Origin of the sequence: Brevundimonas sp. TWP2-3-4b1, assembly GCF_049897665.1 — a bacterium.
Taxonomy (GTDB): Bacteria; Pseudomonadota; Alphaproteobacteria; order Caulobacterales; family Caulobacteraceae; genus Brevundimonas; species Brevundimonas subvibrioides_B.
Genome location: NZ_JAFCWQ010000015.1, coordinates 14,858 through 33,056, shown reverse-complemented (window position 1 = coordinate 33,056; position 18,199 = coordinate 14,858). Strand labels below are relative to the sequence as shown.

Below are 18,199 nucleotides of genomic sequence, written 5' to 3'. Positions count from 1 at the left end.
CTTCTAATGGGGTGTTTCGGCGGCGCCCGAAAGAGTCCGGCGGGGTGGTTTCCAGTCCGGCGCCAGAACGATCCCCACGATTTCGGCGACCCGGGTCCGGGCGGCGTCGAGGCCCCGGCCGGTGTCGATCACGAAGTCGGCGCGACGGCGCTTTTCTCCGTCCGGAATCTGACGCGCCAGAATGGCCTCGAGCCGCTCCGCCGTCATTCCGGGCCGGGCCAGAACCCGGCGACGCTGGGTGGCTGCGTCGGCGCTGACCACGACCACCGCATCCACGGCCCGGTCGCCGCGAGTCTCGAACAGCAGGGGAATGTCGAGGACGGCCAGCTTCACGCCCGCCGCCCGCGCCGCCTCCAGATCGGTCATGCGGCCGGCGGCGACGAGCGGGTGGACGAGGGTCTCCAGTCGTCGGAAGGCCGTCTCGTCGCGGCCAAGCGCCTCGGCCAGCCGCCCGCGATCCACGGCGCCGTCAACGACCACACCCGGAAAGGCCTCGCCGACCGGCTCGACCGCCGCCCCGCCGCGGGCATAGAGGGCGTGAACCGCGTCGTCGGCGTTCCAGATCAGGGCGCCGTGCTCGGCGAACAGGGCGGTGGTGGTCGACTTGCCCATGCCGATCGAGCCGGTGAGGCCGAGCACGATCATCCATCCTCCCCCAGCACGGCCAAGGCAACGCGACGAATGTTGATCGGCGCCGGATCGTGGCCGAAAAAGGCCCGGAACGACGGTCGCGCTTGCCCGATCAGCATCCCCAGGCCGTCGACGACCGTCAGGCCCCGATCGCGAGCGCGCGACAACAGCGGCGTTATCCGGGGCCGGTAGCCCATATCCATGACCACGGCGTGATCGGCCAGTTGCGAGACATCCAGGTCAGAGGGCCCGCTGATAGCGTTGATGACCACAGCGGCTCTCTCCAGATCCCCCGGTTTCGCCATGCGTGCGCCGAGCGTTCCGGCCAGGGCCTCGGCACGTGACACGGTCCGGTTCAGAATGGCGACCTCGGCGCCGGAATCCACCAAGGCCGAGACCGCCGCGCGCGCTGCGCCCCCGGCGCCCACGACAACCACCGGCGCTCCGGCGAGGTGAAGGAGGGGCGCCTGTCCGGCGAGCGCCATCAGCAGCCCTTCGCCATCCACGCTGTCCGCCCGGACCTGACCGTTCTCGAAGAGCAGCACATTGGCCGAGCCGGCCCGTGTCGCCACCGGCGTGGCGGTGTCGGCGATCTGCAGCGCACGCTCCTTGAAAGGCGCCGTCACGTTCAGGCCGAGAAACTCGCCCTGCCGTCCCCGGGCGATCACGGCGTCAAAAGCGGACTCATCTATCGCCGGAAATGGCTGGTAGGTAGCGTCCAGGCAAGCGGCGCCGATCCATGCGCCGTGGATCACCGGGCTGAGGGATTGGGTGATAGGCCATCCCGTGAGGCCCGCCCGCATGGTGGTCATGACCTGAGCACTCCCGCCCGCCGCAGTTCTTCCAGAACCGGCCACAACGGCAGGCCCAGCACAGTGAAATAATCGCCTTCGACCACCTCGAACAGCTGCGACCCCATCCCCTCCAGCCGGTAGGAACCAACGCAGGCCAGCAGGCTGTCGCCCTCGGCCTTCAGATAGGCGTCCAGAAAGGCGTCCGAAAAATTCCGCACCCGCATCGTCGCCGTGTCGTCTCCCGACCAGACCACCTGCCCGTTCCGGGCGAGGGCCGCGCCCGAATGAAGCTCATGTACCTTGCCCCGCATCGCCTTCAGCCGGTCCCGCGCCGCCTCCAGTGAACCCGCTTTCGACACCAGCCCGCCCTCGAAGGCCAGGGTCTGGTCCGCCCCCAGCACCCAGGCGTCGGCGTCATGGCGCGACACCGCCAAAGCCTTGACCCGCGCCAGCTCGACCGCCAGCCCGGCGGGGTCAGCCGGATCATGGGCCGCCTTGACCGCATCCTCGTCCACATCGGCGACCTGGACCGAGAACGGCACGCCGGCGCCGGACAGCATCGCCCGCCGGGCCGCGCTTTTAGACGCCAGGATCAGCCGCTCCGGGGAGGCGGTCACCAGGACGCTCCCAGACGGCGGGTGCGGCGGTCGGTCAGCAGGTTCAGGATCGCCGCCGCCGTCTCCTCGACCGAACGGCGGGTCACGTCGATGGTGGGCCAGCCCCGCTTTTCGAAGGCCCGCCTCGCCTTGATCGTCTCCTCGCGGACCGCGTCCGGCTCAACGTAGGACGAGGCATGGGTGGCGTTCAGCCCGTCCAGCCGGTTCCGGCGGATCTGCACCAGCCGGTCGGGTGAGACGGTCAGACCGACGATCAGCGGATTCTTCAATCCGACCAGCCGCTCGCCGTCCTCCTGCCCCGGAACCAGAGGCACGTTCGCCGCGCGGACGCCTCGATGGGCGAGATAGATGCAGGTCGGGGTCTTGGACGTCCGGCTGACCCCCACCAAGACGACGTCAGCGCCCTCCAGCTGTTCGGCCGTGCCCTGACCGTCGTCGTGGGCCATAGCGTAGTCCAGCGCCCCGATCCGGTTGAAATAGTCGTGGTCCAGGGCGTGCTGCGCCCCGACCCGCGTCGACAGGGCCGCGCCGAGATACCGTGACAGGGCTCCGACCAAAGGATCCAGCGCCCCGATATGCGGCATGTCGAGCGCCCGGCAGCCCTCCTCCAGCTGAGCGCGCAGGTCGCGATCGACGATGGTGTGCAGGACGACGCCGGGCGCCGCCGCCACCTCGGCCAGAACTCGCTCCATCTGCTTTTCGGACCGGACGAGCGCATAGATGTGCTCGATCGGGATGACGCCGTCGAACCGGGCCGTGACCGCCTTGGCCATCGCGTTCAGCGTCTCGCCGGTCGAGTCCGAGACCAGATGGACATGGAAATAGGTCGCCAGCCGCGACGACCCCGCGGGCCGCGCCGGGCTCATCGCGGACCCCGCGACGGGCGCGCCGGACCCCGGCGAGGGAAAACCACATCAGAGGGGGTGCGAATGGCGAGGATTCCTGTGGACCGGACTGGGCGCCGCCAACCTCGGTCGGGGCGCCGAAACCTATAGCGCGGGCCTCGCCGCCCGGCGAGCGGGGACAGAGGTGGAGCTCACTCTCGTCCGGCAACGGATCATCCCCGCGCCCGGATCCGACATCGGTTCGGCTGGGGAAATGCTTAACGAAAGGTAAACGGCCCCCAGTGCCCCCTCAGGTCAAACGCCCGGCCGGGCCCCCGGCATTAAGGCTTTGTTAAGGGTTTTGCCCGGTTTCCACGGGCGCGCACACAGCCCCCGACCAGTCTTTCCGGGACCCGGGACAAAGCCGTCCGGCGTGGGGACGAGAGCGAATCTGTCCCCGCCGTCCCGCGCCCTACCTGCTTCCTCAGTTATTTCTAAGATTCTGATCAGGATAAGAGGAAGGCCGTGGGGTTGAGGGGATGCGCTCATCACCGTAGAGCCGGGGTCATGAGCACCACGCCTTCGTTGATCCGGGTCCTCCAGGGTGAAACCCTTGAGCGCCCGCCCGTCTGGTTCATGCGTCAGGCCGGTCGTTACCTGCCCGAGTATCGCGCCCTGCGCGCCCAGGCCCCGGACTTCATCGCCTTCTGTCTGAACCCTGAGATGGCCGCCGAGGCGACCATGCAGCCGATGCGCCGGTTCGGTTTTGACGCGGCCATCGTCTTCGCCGACATCCTGCTGATCCCTCAGGCCCTGGGTCAGGACGTCTGGTTCGAGACCGGCGAGGGACCGAAACTGGGTCTCATGCCGTCGCCGGGTCGGATGGCTGAACTGGCCGATGGCGCCGGGGAGTATCTGCATCAGGTCGGGGAGACCCTCAGCCGGGTGCGGGCCGAGCTGGAGCCGGAGCGGGCCCTGATCGGGTTCGCCGGCGCGCCCTGGACCGTGGCCACCTATATGCTCGACGGCCACCACAATACGATGGGCAAGGGCGAGCGGGCCCAGGCGCGGTCCTACGCCTATTCCGACCCGGACAAGGTCGATGCGGTTCTGGACGTCCTAATCGAGGCCACCGCCCGCTATCTGAAGATGCAGGCCGACGCCGGCGCGGATGCCTTGAAGATATTCGAGAGCTGGGCCGAGGGCCTGCCGGACGATCTGTTCGAACGGCTGGTGATGCGGCCGCACAAGAAGCTGGTCGCCAGGGTGCGAGAACTGGGCGTCACCGTCCCCCTGATCGGTTTCCCGCGCGGTTCAGCCCTGCATGCCGAACGTTATGCCCGCGAGGTCGATGTCCAGGGCGTGGCGCTCGACACGGCCTGTTCGCTGGAGCGCGGCAGACAGGTGCAGGCGATCAAGCCGATCCAGGGCGCCCTCGATCCCCTGTTGCTCCGCGCCGGTGGTGCGGCTCTGGACCGCAGGGTGGATGAGCTTGTCGAGGCCTGGGGTGCGGGTCCATGGATCTTCAACCTCGGCCACGGGATTCTGCCGGACGTGCCGATCGCCCATGTCGAACAGGTGCTCAGGCGCCTGGGCGCCCAGTAAGGACCGACAAATGACCGGCAGACGGATCGCAGTCGTCCTGTTCAATCTCGGCGGCCCGGACGACGCCGCTTCTGTGCGGCCCTTCCTGTTCAACCTGTTCAACGATTCGGCCATCATCGGCCTGCCCGGGTTCGCGCGGACGCCTCTGGCGAAGCTGATTTCCTCGCGCCGCGAGAAGAGCGCCCAGGCCAATTATGCGATGATGGACGCCGGCGGCGGCTCGCCCCTGAAGGCCGAAACGCGGAAACAGATGGCGGCGCTCGACGCCCGGCTGGCGACCCTGTTGCCCGGCGACGAGGTCAAGAGTTTCGTCGCCATGCGCTACTGGCATCCCTTGAGCGAGGAAACGGCCGTCGACGTCGCCGCTTTCGGCCCTGACGAGGTGGTCCTGCTGCCCCTCTATCCGCAGTTCTCGACCACCACGACCCAGTCGTCGCTTAAGGCCTGGAAGGCCGCCTACGCGGGCTCGGGCCGGTCACGCGCGATCTGCTGCTATCCCCGGGCCACCGGCTGGGTCGAGGCCCAGGCGGAAGGCATTTGCGGCAAGTTGGCCGAGGCCGCCCGCGACCATCCGGGCCGCCCGATGCGGGTCCTGTTCTCCGCCCACGGCATTCCCGAGAAGCTGGTGGCTCAAGGCGATCCCTATCAGGAACAGATCGAATCGACGGTGTCTGCTGTTGTCAAGGCTGCCGGATTGCAGGACTGGGCCCTGTGCTACCAGAGCCGGGTCGGGCCGATGAAATGGCTGGGCCCCTCGACCCCGGATGCGATCAAACAGGCCGCAGCCGACGGTGTCGGCGTTGTCGTCACCCCCATCGCCTTCGTCTCGGAACACATCGAGACCCTGGTTGAGCTCGACATCGAATACGGCGAACTGGCCCACGAAGCCGGTCTGCATCCCTACCTCCGGGCGCCCGCCGTCGGCGTGGCCGAATCCTTCATCGGCGCCCTGGCCCAGGCCGTGACCGACAGCCTCGACCGCACCGGTACGGCGCCGTTCGGACCCGGCTGTCAGGCGCGGCGGAAGGCCTGTCCGTTCCAGGCTGAACGGGCCGCAGCGTGAACCTCTATGACCTCGCCCGAGGCCTCCACATCCTGGCGGTCATCGCCTGGATGGCCGGGATGCTCTTCCTGCCCCGACTGTATGCCTACGACGCGGAACAGAACGGCAAGGCCGAACCGCTGAAGTCCGAGATGCAGACCCTGCTGCGGCTGTGGCAGGCACGACTGCTGCGCATCATCGTCAACCCGGCCATGATCCTGGCCTTCGTGTTTGGCGGCTGGCTCATCTATCTGGACGTCGAGATGCGGGGCTGGGCCTTTCTGGCCGAGCCGTGGATGGTGACCAAACTGGCCGGCGTCTTCCTGCTGGCCGGCTGGCACGGTTTCCTGTCGACCGAACGCAAGCGGATCGCTGCCGGGACCTCGACGAAAGCGGGCAGATTCTGGCGCATGACCAATGAGATCCCGTTCGTGCTGGCCATCATCATGGTCCTGTCGGTGACAACCGAGTGGACGTTCTGAGCCGCGACGCTTGACCCACGGGCCCGGAATGTGGTTCCGCTGGCGGTGAGGCGTCGTTCGCGGCGCTGCCCTTCTCTTCGCGCCGACCGATCGCTGGCGAACTCGCCGCCTTCGGACCCGACGCTCTCCCACCCGGCCGCAAGGCCTTCGTCATCCTCCGGCCAGCCCGGAGGACCATCTGTCCCCGCCTGACGTCCTCGACGCCGGGCCGTGACGGCGTGAATCCAGAGCTCCGACATGACCGACGTCCGCGACACCGACACCACAGCCCCTGAAGCCGAAGCGCTCGAGGGCCTGACGCCTGAAACCACCGACGACACCTCGCAGGCGGATGGGGCCAATGACGCCGACGTAGCCGCCGACATCGGCGATGACGCGGAAGAGGACGGCGAACCCGTCGTGCCGTCCGGCCGGATCACGCTCCAGGAGCTGAACGACAAGACCCCGGTCGAGCTGGTCGCCTTCGCCGAACAGTTGGAGATCGAGAACGCGTCCAATCTGCGCAAGCAGGATCTCCTGTTCGCCATCCTCAAGACTCTGGCCGACGAAGAGGTGGAGATCATCGCCTCTGGCACGCTGGAAATGCTGCCCGACGGCTTCGGCTTCCTGCGCTCGCCGGACGCCAACTATCTTCCGGGTCCGGATGATATTTATGTGTCTCCGTCCCAGATTCGCCGCTTCGGCCTGCGCTCGGGCGACACGGTTCACGGCGCCGTGCGCGGCCCCCGCGAAGGCGAACGCTACTTCGCTCTGCTCAAGGTCGACACGATCAACTACGAGGACCCGGAGACGGTCCGCACCAAGGTCAATTTCGACAACCTGACGCCGCTGTATCCCAATGAGCGGCTGATCATGGAAATCCAGGACCCGACCCTGCGGGACCGCTCTGGCCGCGTCATCGACATCGTCGCGCCGCTGGGCAAGGGCCAACGCTGCCTGATCGTCGCTCCGCCCCGCGTCGGCAAGACGGTGATGCTGCAGAATATCGCCAAGTCGATCGAGGCCAACCACCCCGAAGTGTCGCTGATCGTCCTCCTGATCGACGAACGCCCCGAGGAAGTCACTGACATGCAGCGGACGGTGAAGGGCGAGGTCGTGGCGTCGACCTTTGACGAGCCGGCCACCCGCCACGTCGCCGTCGCCGAGATGGTGATTGAAAAAGCCAAGCGCCTGGTCGAGCACAAGAAGGACGTCGTCATCCTGCTGGATTCGGTCACCCGTCTGGGCCGGGCCTACAATGCGACCGTCCCGTCGTCGGGCAAGGTCCTGACCGGCGGCGTCGACGCCAACGCCCTGCAGCGGCCCAAACGGTTCTTCGGCGCGGCGCGGAACGTGGAGGAGGGCGGATCGCTGACCATCATCGCCACCGCCCTGATCGACACCGGGTCGCGCATGGACGAGGTCATCTTCGAAGAGTTCAAGGGCACTGGCAACTCGGAAATCGTGCTGGACCGCAAGGTCGCCGACAAACGCATCTTCCCGGCCATCGACGTGCTGAAATCCGGCACCCGCAAGGAAGAGCTGATCACGCCGAAGGACCAGCTGACCAAGACCTATGTGCTGCGCCGCATCCTGAACCCGATGGGCCCGCAGGACGCGATCGAGTTCCTGCTCGACAAGCTGCGCCAGTCCAAGAACAACGCCGACTTCTTCCAGTCGATGAACACCTGACGAACGGTCGGGTCTGGCCTATGTTTCACGTGAAACAAGGAGACCGTGATGAAGGTGAATGTCGAAGTCGAATGCACGCCGGCGGAGGCGCGCCATTTCCTCGGCCTGCCCGACGTCCAGCCGCTGAACGACCATCTCGTCGCCGAGATGCAGAAGCGGATGGATGCCAACATGTCGGCCATGCAGCCCGAAGAGCTGATGAAGACCTGGACCAGCTTCGGCCTCCAGGCCCAGGACCAGTTCCGTCAGCTCATGCAGGCCGCGGTCACGACGCCGAAGTGAACAAACGTCTCCTCCCCCGTCGGGGGAGGGGGACCACGAAGTGGTGGAGGGGGCAGGCCGCAGCCACCGACACCGGGGCGGACCTCCTCCGTCTCTCCGCTTCGCTTCGAACCACCTCCCCCAACGGGGGAGGAGAAACATAATGACCGACACCGTCTTCGCCCTCGCCACCCCTCCGGGCCGGGGGGCGATCGCCATCCTGCGCCTGTCCGGCCCGGAGACGAACGCGGCGCTCGCGGGCCTCGGCGCGCCCGGCCTGAAGCCCCGCCTCGCCGCCCTGCGCAGTCTGCAACATGGTGGCGCGATCCTCGACCAGGCCCTCGTCCTCCGCTTTCCCGGCCCGAACTCCTACACCGGCGAGGACTGCGCCGAACTCCACCTGCACGGCGGCCGCGCCGTCATCGACGCCGTCTCCACCGCCCTGATCGATCTGGGCCTGCGTCCTGCCGATCCAGGAGAGTTCACCCGCCGCGCCTTCGAGAACGGCCGCATGGATCTGGCCCAGGCCGAGGCGGTCGCCGACCTGATCGACGCGGAGACCTCAGCCCAGGCGGCCCAGGCCCTGGGTCAGCTCGACGGGGCCCTCAGCCAGACCTACGCTGGTTTCCGCCGCGACCTGCTGACGGCCCTCGCCCTCGTCGAGGCCGAGATCGACTTCCCGGACGAGGACGTACCCGACCATCTGGCCTCATCCGCCGGTCCGGTGCTTGATCGCCTGACCGCCGACCTGAACGGCGCCCTGGCGGACGCTGAACGGGGACGGCGCGTGCGTGAGGGCTATCGCATCGTCCTGATCGGCGAGACCAACGCCGGCAAGTCGGCCCTGTTCAACGCCCTGATCGAGCGGGAGGCCGCCATCGTCACCCCCATCGCAGGCACGACGCGCGACGTGCTCGACGCTGACCTCGTCATCGGCGGCTATGCGGTGACCCTGTCCGACACGGCGGGCCTGCGGGACAGCGATGACCCGGTCGAGGCCGAGGGCGTCCGCCGAGCGCGCGGCCGGGCGCAGGCCGCGGACCTCCGTCTCTGGGTCCGGGCGCCCGGGGATCCCGACGGGGACGCCGCCGGCTTCGCCCGACCTGACGACTTCACGGTCTGGACCAAGGCCGATCTGGCGGCCGCCCCGGGGGAGGGTTTCGCGGTCAGCGCTGTGACAGGCCAGGGTCTGCGCGACCTGCACGATGCACTCGCCGCCCGGCTGGCTCGGGATCTGTCCGGCGCGGATTTCCCCGCGGTGACACGCGAGCGCCACAGGCGGCGTCTCTCGGAGGCGACTGGCGCCGTGCAGGCGGCGCGCGCCCATCTGGCGACCGCGCCCGAATTGGCCGGGGACGACCTTCGCCGCGCCGCCGAGGCCCTGGGCCGGGTCACCGGCACCATCGGCGTCGAGGACATTCTCGGCGAGGTCTTTTCGACCTTCTGCATCGGCAAGTGACGCAGGCCCCCTGGCGCCTCTGTTTCACGTGAAACATCGGATCAGTGGCGTTTCCGGCCCGTTTCGCCTATGTCCCGGCCCATGAGCTCCCCCTCTTCCTTCGACGTCATCGTGATCGGCGGCGGCCATGCCGGCTGCGAAGCCGCCGCGGCGTCCGCGCGCGCCGGCGCCCGCACCCTGCTGCTGACCCAGACGCTCGAGACGATCGGCGAGATGAGCTGCAACCCGGCCATCGGCGGCCTGGGCAAAGGCCATTTGGTGCGCGAGATCGACGCCCTCGACGGCTTGATGGGTCGGCTCGGTGACAAGGCCGGCATCCAGTTCCGTCTGCTGAACCGCTCCAAGGGCGCCGCCGTGCGCGGCCCTCGCAGCCAGATCGACCGGCGCCTGTACCGCCAGGCCATGCAGGCCGAGCTGGCCGACTACCCCAACCTGACCCTGATGGCCGGCACGGCCGAGGCCCTGATCCTCGACGGGTCGCGCGTCGTGGGCGTCACGACCGGGGAGGCTCTCTCGCTCCGCGCGGGCGCCTTGGTCCTGACGACCGGCACCTTCCTCAACGGCGTCATCCATCGCGGCGACGAGCGGATTCCCGCCGGCCGTCATGGCGAGGCGCCCTCGACGGGTCTTGCCGCCGACCTCTGTGGCGCCGGACTGCAGATGGGGCGGCTGAAGACCGGAACCCCTGCACGCCTCGACGGCCGCACCATCGCCTGGGACCGGCTGAAGATGCAGGCCGCCGACGCCGTGCCCGTGCCCTTCAGCTTCCTGACCGACAAGATCGACGTGCCCCAGATCGCCTGCGGCATAACCCATACGACCGAAGAGACCCACGCCATCATCGCCGCCAACCTCGGGGAAAGCGCCGTCTATGGCGGCAAGCTGACCGGCGTCGGCCCGCGCTATTGCCCCTCGATCGAGGACAAGGTCGTCCGTTTCGCCGACAAGACCTCTCACCAGGTCTTCCTGGAGCCAGAGGGTCTGGACGATCCGACCGTCTATCCCAACGGTATCTCCACCTCGGTCTCGCCGGAGACGCAGACCGCCTTCCTTCGCACCATGCCGGGGCTGGAAAAGGTCGAGGTGTTCCGCTTCGGCTATGCGATCGAGTACGACTATGTCGATCCGCGCGAACTGACCCCGGCGCTGGAGGTCAAGGGCCGTCCGGGCCTCTACCTGGCGGGTCAGATCAACGGTACGACCGGCTATGAGGAGGCGGGCGCTCAAGGGTTGATTGCCGGCCTCAACGCCGCCCGCGCCGCCGCCGGATCCCCGGAAATCGTGCTGGGGCGGGACCAGGCCTATATCGGCGTGATGATCGACGATCTGGTCACGCGTGGTGTGACCGAGCCATACCGGATGTTCACCAGCCGCGCCGAGTATAGGTTGACTCTCCGCGCCGACAACGCCGATCAACGGTTGACCCCGCTCGGCATTGAGGCCGGAATCGTCTCTTCGGAGCGCCTGCGCGCCTTCGGGATCAAGGCGGCGGCCCTGGCCGATGCCACGCGGCTCGTTCGCGACACCCGGTTCACGCCCAACGAGGCCCAGGCGCTCGGCATCGCGGTGAATGCGGACGGCCAGCGCCGATCGATGCGCGATCTGCTGGCCTATCCGGGAGTCGATCTGTCCGCCTTCGCGGCGGCATACCCCGCCATCGGCGACTGGAGCCCGGCCGTGCGCGAACAGGTCGAGATCGACGCGGGCTATGCCGGCTATCTGGATCGTCAGACCGCCGACGCCGAGGCCCTGCGCCGCGAGGAGGCCCTGATGCTTCCGGCCAACCTCGACTATGCGGCGATCGGCGGCCTGTCGCACGAGGTCCGCGAAAAGCTGTCGCTGGTCCTGCCGCGCACCCTCGGCCAGGCCGGTCGCATTGAGGGGGTGACCCCCGGTGCGCTCACGGCCCTGCTGTCCCATGTGAAAAAAGCGGCGGTCGCGGCCTGATGACCGCCGAGGAATTCCAGAAGGCGACCGGCGCCTGGCCGGAACGGATGGCCGACCTCGAACGGTTTCGGGTCATGCTGACTGAGGCCAACGCGGTCATGAACCTGGTCGGGCCGGACAGTCTGCCGGACTTCTGGAACCGGCACGCCTGGGACTCGGCCCAACTCCTGGATCTCGCTGGTTTCGCGCGGACCTGGGCGGATCTGGGTGCGGGCGCAGGGTTTCCCGGCGTCGTGCTGGCCATCCTCTTGAAGGGGCGGCCGGGCGCCCACATCTGGCTGATCGATTCCCTCCAGAAACGCTGCCGCTTCCTGCAGACCATCGTGGATGAGCTGGCCCTGCCGGCGACCGTCGTCTGGGGGCGGGCCGAGGAACAGGCGCTTAAGGTCGATGTCGTCACCGCGCGCGCCGTGGCGCCGATGGAAAAGCTGCTGGGTTATGCACAGCCCTATCTGGCTCGCGGTGCACAAGGTTTGTTTCTCAAGGGAGAGAAGGCCGAGGCGGAGTTGCGGGAGGCCTCGAAATCCTGGCAAGTCGACGCTGGGCTTTCGGTCTCGCGCAGTGATCCGGGGGGCCGCATCGTTACCGTTCGGAGCCTTCGCCCCCGTGGAAATCAGCAACGTGGTTAGTTTGACCAAGTCAGTCCCAGGCTCTGGCCCGAAGAAGGCGCCGCGCGTCCTCGCCGTGTCCAACCAGAAGGGCGGGGTGGGGAAGACGACGACAGCGATCAACCTCGGCACGGCGCTGGCCGCCATTGGCGAGAAAGTGCTGATCGTCGACATGGATCCCCAGGGCAATGCCTCCACGGGTCTGGGTGTTCCACGTGAAACACGCCGGATCACCATCTATGACGTGATCGTCGATGGTCGGTCCGTCCACGATGCGGCCGTACCAACGGCCGTGCCGGGCCTGCACATCATTCCTGCCGACGCCGACATGTCGGGTGTCGAGATCGAGCTCAGCCAGGCCGATCGCCGCTCCTACCGCCTGCGCGACGCGCTCGCGGGACAGGGCGGGGAAGGCCATACCGGGTATGACTATGTGCTGATCGACTGCCCGCCGTCGTTGAACCTGTTGACGCTCAACGCCATGGCCGCGGCCGACGGGGTTCTGGTCCCGCTGCAGTGCGAGTTCTTCGCACTCGAAGGGTTGACTCAGTTGATGAAGACGATCGAGATGGTCCGTCAATCATTGAATCCGACGCTCGAAATCCAGGGTCTGGTCCTGACCATGTATGACCGCCGCAACGCCCTGTCGGGACAAGTGGCCGCGGACGTTCGGAGCCACTTCGGGGACAGGGTCTATGACGCGGTCATCCCCCGGAACGTGCGGGTGTCCGAGGCGCCCTCCTTCGGAAAACCCGTTCTGATCTACGATCTGAAATGCACGGGCAGCCAAGCCTATCTGAAGCTCGCCAAAGAAGTCGTCGGTCGCGAACGCCGCCGCCTCGCCGCCTGATCATCATACGGAATCAAGAGTTTGTCTGAACGTCAAAGAGGTCTGGGCCGCGGCCTGTCCGCCCTGATGGGCGAGTCGATCAACGAGCCTGTGCCGGTCGCGTTGGGCGCGGTTCTGCCGACCGGCGTGCTGTCGGTCCCGATCGAGAGCCTGAAGCCCAACCCCGATCAACCGCGCAAGCAGTTTACCAAGGCGGACCACGACGAACTGACCCAGTCGATCCGCGACAAGGGCGTGCTGCAGCCGATTCTGGTGCGTCAGCAGCCCGGCGAGGACGGCGTCTGGCAGATTATTGCCGGCGAGCGCCGCTGGCGCGCGGCCCAGGGCGCGCGACTGACCGAGGTGCCGGTCATCATCCGCGAAATGGACGACCTCGAGGTGCTGGAAGTCGCCATTATCGAGAACGTTCAGCGCGCCGACCTCAACCCGCTGGAGGAGGCTGCGGCCTATGGCGTGCTGATGGAGCGGTTCGGTCGTACCCAGGACGCGGTCGCCGGCATCGTCGGCAAGTCGCGCAGCCATGTGGCCAACACCCTTCGCCTGACCCAGTTGAGCCCCGGCGCACGTGAGCATGTGCTGGAGGGCCGCCTGTCCGCCGGTCACGCCCGCGCCCTGCTGACGGCCAGGGACCCGGATACGCTGGCCGACCAGGTCGTCGCCCAGGGGCTGAACGTCCGCCAGACCGAGGCTCTGGCCCGCAAGTCGCAGGACGAGCAGAAACCGAAGCTCGGCAAGAGCTCCGCCGACCAGGCGTCTGTATCGCCCGACATCGCGGCTCTGGAGCAAGATCTGGCCGATGCCCTGGGCGTCAGGATCGCGCTGGCCGACAGGGGCGGGAAGGGCGAACTGACCCTGTCCTACGCCAGCCTGGAACAGCTGGACGACCTCTGTCGCCGGTTGATGCGCGCCTGAGTGCCCGAGCGTGCTAGGGTGCGGTCATGACCGACACGCCTGAAACCGCCTCCGAAGCCCTGAAACGCGTCCTCGCCGCCAAGAAGGCCGCTACGCCCGGCCACGCCGCCATGAACGGCGGCAAGGGCGAGGAACGCGCCGCCGCCGCCAAGAGCGCCGCCCTGGCCAAGCCCGCCTTCCGCAAGGCGTCGAAGCGGGGCTGATGATTTCCCATCTCCCCTTGCGGGAGAAGGTGGCCGAGCGAAGCGAGGTCGGATGAGGGGTCACGCTCAGGTCGAAGATTAGCGCTCGATCCACTCACTCCGACCACTGGTACGACCCCTCATCCGTCAGCCTTCGGCTGCCACCTTCTCCCGCAAGGGGAGAAGGGACTGATTCAAAGCCCCAGTCGTCGCGCCCGTGCGGCAATCTCCAGCAGCAAACGCTCTGCAATCAGGTGCTCCGGCATCCCTGTCGTCTTCGTCGCGACATCGGCCGTATTGACGCTGTTTTGGACCACGTCGAGCTCTTCCAGCCGCCAGGCGCGGGCCTGACGCAGCATCTCGGCCTCCTGTTTCCAGAACACGCCGGCGGCCTTGGCGGCCTCCTTGGCCCCGGCGCCCGAGCCCTGAAGCACATTGATCCGGCGCAGCTTGCCGAGATGGATCGAGGCGGAGCGTACCGCCATGACGGCGCTTTCGCCTTCGGCCAGGGCGCGTCTCAGCCCGCCTTGCGCCGGAGCGGGGCGTCCGCCGAAGGCCTGCAGCGCCGCATCGGCGAGCGAAGCGTCTGCTTCCACGCCCAGATGCGCCTCCAGCTCCTCGACATCGATGGTCCGTCCCGATCCCGGACCCACATACAAGGCCAGCCGCTCGATCTCCTGGCGCATCAGCCCGCGCTCGCGGGGCAGGCGGGCGACGAAGGCGGCCAGGGCGTCGGTGGTCAGGCCGACCTTGTCAACGGCCAGGGCCTCGCGCGTCATGCGGGCGATGTCGCCAGCCTCATCCTCGTAGACGGCGATGCCGACCGAGCCCTTGCCGGCCTCGGCCGCCTTGCGCAGGGCGGAATCGCGGCCGAGGGCCCCGGCCTCGATCACCAGCATGCAGTCGGGATTGTAGCCGCCGTCGGCATGGATCTTGAGCGCCGCCGCCAGCATCTTGTCGATCGAGGTCTTCTCCGACCCCAGCCGCACGCGGACCAGCCTGCGTCCGCCGATCATCGACAGGGCGGTCAGGGCCTCTTCCAGCCGGGCCTCGTCGCCGTCGATGTCGCTGTCGGTCAGCAGGGTGACGTTGAACGGGTCGTTCAGATCGGGGGTGACGGCCCTGCACAGGATTTCGGCCCGCTCGGCGACGCCGGAGCGGTCCTTGCCGTGGATGACGGCGGCGCGGATTCCGGCGTCCGGCTTCGCCAGGAAGCGGTCGACCTCGGGCCGCTTGGCAAGGATCATGGGGCGGAGAGAGCCCGCATCAGGTCGACGCGGATCAGCCGGGCCAGTTCGGAGGCGGCGCGGTCCTCGCCGTCCTGCTGGGCCGCGATGGCGGCATAGGGCTGGTCGGCGGCGGCGTAGGTGGTGGTGACGGCCTCGGTCCCGGTCAGGGCCGCGCCGCCCGCGACGGGCGTCAGGGTCCAGGCCCCGCGCACGGTCAGCTCATAACGGGTGGCGGTGTCGTCGATCCGGCGGCCCAGCGGACGACGGTTCTGCTGAACGACCGTCTCCAGCCGATACAGCGGCGCGGCGTTGCTGTTCCAGCCGAGAGCGTCCTCCAGTTGCTCGCGCAGGCGGTATCCCAGCCGGTCGTCCTGGGTCGTCACGGCGATCCGGCTCAGCGACGGCGATCCGCCCGCATCCCCGTACAGCGGCGTGAATCCGCACCCGGCCAGGAGCAGGGAGGCGGCCGCCAGCGCTGACAGGCTGCGGACCGACATCTAGCCGGCCACCAGGTTGACGATGCGATCGGGCACGACGATCACCTTGCGGATCGATTGCGAGTTGGCTTCCAGATAGGCCTGAACAGCCGGATTGGCGAGCGCCCGGGCCTCGACCGCGCTGGCGTCGGCCCCGCGCGGCATCGTGATCTCGCCGCGGCGCTTGCCGTTGATCTGGATGGGCAGCACGACCTCGTCGTCGGCGGCCAGGGCCGGATCGAACACAGGCCAGGGGGAGTCGAGAACCATGCCGGTCTCGCCCAGACGGGTCCAGCCTTCCTCGGCGACGTGCGGGGTGAAGGGGGCGACGAGACGGGCCAGGGCCGACAGAGCCTCGCGCCGCGCCCGGCCTGACGCGCCGTCGTGGTCGCGGATCGTGGCCACGAAGGCGTAGAGCTTGGCGATGGCGGAGTTGAAGCGGAAGCCTTCGACGCCCTCGGATACGGCCTTGATGGCCTTGTGTGTTTCCTTGAGCAGCAGGGCGTCGGCGGCCGGATCACCGGCTGTGTCGGCCTCGAAGCTGTCGAACAGGGTCCAGACCCGCTGGACGAAGCGGCTGGCGCCCTCGACGCCTCCGGGGGTCCACTGCACGTCGCGCTCGGGCGGGCTGTCGGACAGGACGAACAGGCGGCCGGCGTCCACGCCGTGCGAGTCCAGGATTTCCTGGGGTGCGACGACGTTCTTCTTCGACTTCGACATCTTCTCAATGTCGCCGATGACTAGGGTCTCGCCGGTCGACCTCTGGAGAGCGGAGCGCACGCCGGCGTCGTTGGTCAGGTCGACGTCGGTCGGCTCGACCCAGGCGCCGTCGGCCCGGCGGTAGGTCTCGTGGACGACCATCCCCTGGGTGAACAGGCCGGCGAAGGGCTCCTTCACCGACAGCATGCCGGCGTCGGACAGGGCGCGGGTGATGAACCGGGCGTAGAGCAGGTGCAGGACCGCATGCTCGACCCCGCCGATATACTGGTCGACGGCCAGCCAGCGATCGGCGGCGTCCTTGTTGATCGGCTCGTCCGCCGTCGGGTCGGTGAAGCGGGCGAAATACCAGCTGGAATCGACGAAGGTGTCGAGCGTGTCGGTCTCGCGCGTCGCCTGGGCGCCGCAGGATGGGCATTGGACGTGTTTCCAGGTCGGGTGGCGATCCAGCGGGTTGCCGGGCACGTCGAAGGTCACGTCGTCGGGCAGGACCACCGGCAGCTGATCGGCGGGAACCTCGACCACGCCGCAGGACGGGCAATGGACGATGGGGATGGGGCAGCCCCAGTAGCGCTGACGCGAGACGCCCCAGTCGCGCAGGCGATAGATGGTCGCGCCCTTGCCCATGCCGGCCGCCTCGATCCGGGCGATGGCGGCCGCCTTGGCGTCCTCGATCGACAGGCCATCCAGGAAGTCGGAGTGGAACAGGGCGCCCGGGCCCGTATAGGCCTCGGTCTCGACCGCGAAATCATCGCCCGCGCCGTCCGGTTTCACCACGGCCAGGACAGGCAGCAGATATTTGCGGGCGAAATCCAGGTCGCGCTGGTCGTGGGCGGGGCAGCCGAAGATGGCGCCCGTGCCGTATTCCGACAGGATGAAGTTGGCGATCCAGACGCTGACCTCATGCCCGTCGAACGGGTGGAGGACCTTCAGCCCGGTGTCCCAGCCGATCTTTTCGGCCTGTTCGATGTCGGCGGTGGAGGTTCCGCCCGCGCGGCACTCGGCGACGAAGGCGGCGACCTTCGGATCGGCCTCGGCCATGGCCCTGGCGATCGGATGGTCGGGCGCGATGCCCATGAAGGAGGCGCCGAACAGGGTGTCGGGGCGGGTGGTGTAGATTTCCAGACCGTCCGGCGAGGCGGCCGGAGCCTCCCCGGCCCATGTCCAGGTCATCTGCAGGCCCTTGGACCGGCCGATCCAGTTCTCCTGCATCAGCCGGACCTTGTCGGGCCAGCGGTCGAGGTCCTTGAGCCCGTCGATCAGGTCGTCGGCATAGTCGGTGATGCGCAGGAACCACTGGTTCAGCTTGCGCTTTTCGACCACCGCGCCCGAGCGCCACCCCTTGCCGTCGATGACCTGTTCATTGGCCAGGACAGTGTTGTCGACGGGGTCCCAGTTGACGACGCCGTCCTTGCGATAGACCAGGCCGCGCCGATACAGTTCCAGGAACCAGGCCTGCTGCTTGCCGTAATATTCCGGGTCGCAGGTGGCGAATTCGCGCGACCAGTCCAGCGACAGGCCCAGCAGCTTCAGCTGGGCGCGCATCGAGGCGATGTTGTCGTAGGTCCAGCCCTTGGGATGGATGCCGCGCTCCATGGCCGCGTTCTCGGCCGGCATGCCGAAGGCGTCCCAGCCCATCGGGTGCAGGACATCGAAGCCCTGGGCGCGTTTGTGACGCGCCACCACGTCGCCCATCACATAGTTCCGGGCGTGGCCCATGTGGATGTTCCCAGACGGATAGGGAAACATTTCAAGGACATAGTATTTCGGACGGCCCGTATCCTTCGTGACGAAGGCGTCAGCATCGGCCCAGCGCGCCTGCTGGCGCGGCTCGGCGGTCTTGGGGTCGTAGCGGGTCGGAGAGGCGGACACGGGATTCCTTCGGGCGGCTCC

18 protein-coding genes are annotated in these 18,199 nt (G+C 67.9%); 11 read left to right on the top strand and 7 right to left on the bottom strand.

All coding sequences use genetic code 11. The features are described from left to right. Positions 1–3: 3 nt before the first annotated feature. The 4 genes from coaE to ACP7A5_RS11945 are packed head-to-tail and all read right to left on the bottom strand — an operon-like array spanning position 4 to position 2,907. A complete protein-coding gene (coaE, locus tag ACP7A5_RS11960; RefSeq protein ID WP_426042130.1) occupies positions 4–645 on the bottom strand; it encodes a dephospho-CoA kinase in 642 nt (213 codons plus the stop codon). Next, positions 642–1,442, bottom strand: coding sequence for a shikimate dehydrogenase family protein (locus ACP7A5_RS11955; protein WP_426042129.1), 801 nt, complete (start codon positions 1,440–1,442; stop codon positions 642–644). The genes coaE and ACP7A5_RS11955 overlap by 4 nt, the downstream gene beginning before the upstream one ends. Then, positions 1,439–2,041 (bottom strand): Maf family protein, encoded by a 603-nt coding sequence (locus ACP7A5_RS11950; RefSeq protein WP_426042128.1) that lies wholly within the window; start codon positions 2,039–2,041, stop codon positions 1,439–1,441. Before ACP7A5_RS11950 ends, ACP7A5_RS11955 begins: the two co-directional genes overlap by 4 nt. Continuing rightward, complete coding sequence (locus ACP7A5_RS11945) at positions 2,038–2,907, bottom strand: pyruvate, water dikinase regulatory protein (protein ID WP_426042127.1); 870 nt, start codon at positions 2,905–2,907, stop codon at positions 2,038–2,040. The genes ACP7A5_RS11950 and ACP7A5_RS11945 overlap by 4 nt, the downstream gene beginning before the upstream one ends. A gap of 525 nt (positions 2,908–3,432) precedes the next feature. On the opposite strand from ACP7A5_RS11945, the gene hemE reads away from it, so the two are divergent. The 11 genes from hemE to ACP7A5_RS11890 all read left to right on the top strand — a co-directional run bounded on the left by hemE (position 3,433) and on the right by ACP7A5_RS11890 (position 13,905). Continuing rightward, a complete protein-coding gene (hemE, locus tag ACP7A5_RS11940) occupies positions 3,433–4,470 on the top strand; it encodes a uroporphyrinogen decarboxylase (protein ID WP_426042126.1) in 1,038 nt (345 codons plus the stop codon). A 10-nt stretch (positions 4,471–4,480) separates the two neighbouring features. Then, positions 4,481–5,533, top strand: a complete 1,053-nt coding sequence (gene hemH, locus ACP7A5_RS11935; protein ID WP_426042125.1) for a ferrochelatase — start codon at positions 4,481–4,483, stop codon at positions 5,531–5,533. Beyond that, positions 5,530–5,994 (top strand): CopD family protein, encoded by a 465-nt coding sequence (locus ACP7A5_RS11930; protein ID WP_426042124.1) that lies wholly within the window; start codon positions 5,530–5,532, stop codon positions 5,992–5,994. The genes hemH and ACP7A5_RS11930 overlap by 4 nt, the downstream gene beginning before the upstream one ends. A gap of 237 nt (positions 5,995–6,231) precedes the next feature. Further along, the gene (gene rho / locus ACP7A5_RS11925; protein WP_426042123.1) at positions 6,232–7,665 is read left to right on the top strand and encodes a transcription termination factor Rho; all 1,434 of its coding nucleotides are present in this window, start codon (positions 6,232–6,234) and stop codon (positions 7,663–7,665) included. A 48-nt stretch (positions 7,666–7,713) separates the two neighbouring features. After that, on the top strand, positions 7,714–7,947 hold the full coding sequence (locus tag ACP7A5_RS11920) for a DUF6489 family protein (protein WP_303694792.1): 234 nt from the start codon (positions 7,714–7,716) through the stop codon (positions 7,945–7,947). A 142-nt stretch (positions 7,948–8,089) separates the two neighbouring features. After that, the gene (gene mnmE / locus ACP7A5_RS11915) at positions 8,090–9,385 is read left to right on the top strand and encodes a tRNA uridine-5-carboxymethylaminomethyl(34) synthesis GTPase MnmE (protein WP_426042122.1); all 1,296 of its coding nucleotides are present in this window, start codon (positions 8,090–8,092) and stop codon (positions 9,383–9,385) included. An 81-nt stretch (positions 9,386–9,466) separates the two neighbouring features. Then, complete coding sequence (gene mnmG, locus ACP7A5_RS11910) at positions 9,467–11,332, top strand: tRNA uridine-5-carboxymethylaminomethyl(34) synthesis enzyme MnmG (RefSeq protein ID WP_426042121.1); 1,866 nt, start codon at positions 9,467–9,469, stop codon at positions 11,330–11,332. After that, the gene (gene rsmG / locus ACP7A5_RS11905; protein WP_426042120.1) at positions 11,332–11,961 is read left to right on the top strand and encodes a 16S rRNA (guanine(527)-N(7))-methyltransferase RsmG; all 630 of its coding nucleotides are present in this window, start codon (positions 11,332–11,334) and stop codon (positions 11,959–11,961) included. Before mnmG ends, rsmG begins: the two co-directional genes overlap by 1 nt. Position 11,962: 1 nt before the next feature. Next, positions 11,963–12,790, top strand: a complete 828-nt coding sequence (locus tag ACP7A5_RS11900) for a ParA family protein (protein ID WP_426042119.1) — start codon at positions 11,963–11,965, stop codon at positions 12,788–12,790. Between the two features lie 21 nt (positions 12,791–12,811). Beyond that, complete coding sequence (locus ACP7A5_RS11895) at positions 12,812–13,702, top strand: ParB/RepB/Spo0J family partition protein (RefSeq protein WP_426042118.1); 891 nt, start codon at positions 12,812–12,814, stop codon at positions 13,700–13,702. 26 nt (positions 13,703–13,728) lie between these two features. Continuing rightward, complete coding sequence (locus tag ACP7A5_RS11890; RefSeq protein ID WP_425990349.1) at positions 13,729–13,905, top strand: hypothetical protein; 177 nt, start codon at positions 13,729–13,731, stop codon at positions 13,903–13,905. 173 nt (positions 13,906–14,078) lie between these two features. On the opposite strand, the gene holA is transcribed toward ACP7A5_RS11890, so the two are convergent. From holA to leuS, 3 genes are read right to left on the bottom strand one after another with little or no spacing between them, the layout of a single operon-like run. Continuing rightward, positions 14,079–15,131: a DNA polymerase III subunit delta gene (holA, locus tag ACP7A5_RS11885; protein WP_426042117.1), complete on the bottom strand. Its 1,053-nt coding sequence runs from the start codon at positions 15,129–15,131 to the stop codon at positions 14,079–14,081. After that, positions 15,128–15,610, bottom strand: a complete 483-nt coding sequence (gene lptE, locus ACP7A5_RS11880) for an LPS assembly lipoprotein LptE (RefSeq protein ID WP_426042116.1) — start codon at positions 15,608–15,610, stop codon at positions 15,128–15,130. The genes holA and lptE overlap by 4 nt, the downstream gene beginning before the upstream one ends. Then, complete coding sequence (leuS, locus tag ACP7A5_RS11875; protein WP_426042115.1) at positions 15,611–18,178, bottom strand: leucine--tRNA ligase; 2,568 nt, start codon at positions 18,176–18,178, stop codon at positions 15,611–15,613. Between the last annotated feature and the right edge of the window lie 21 nt (positions 18,179–18,199).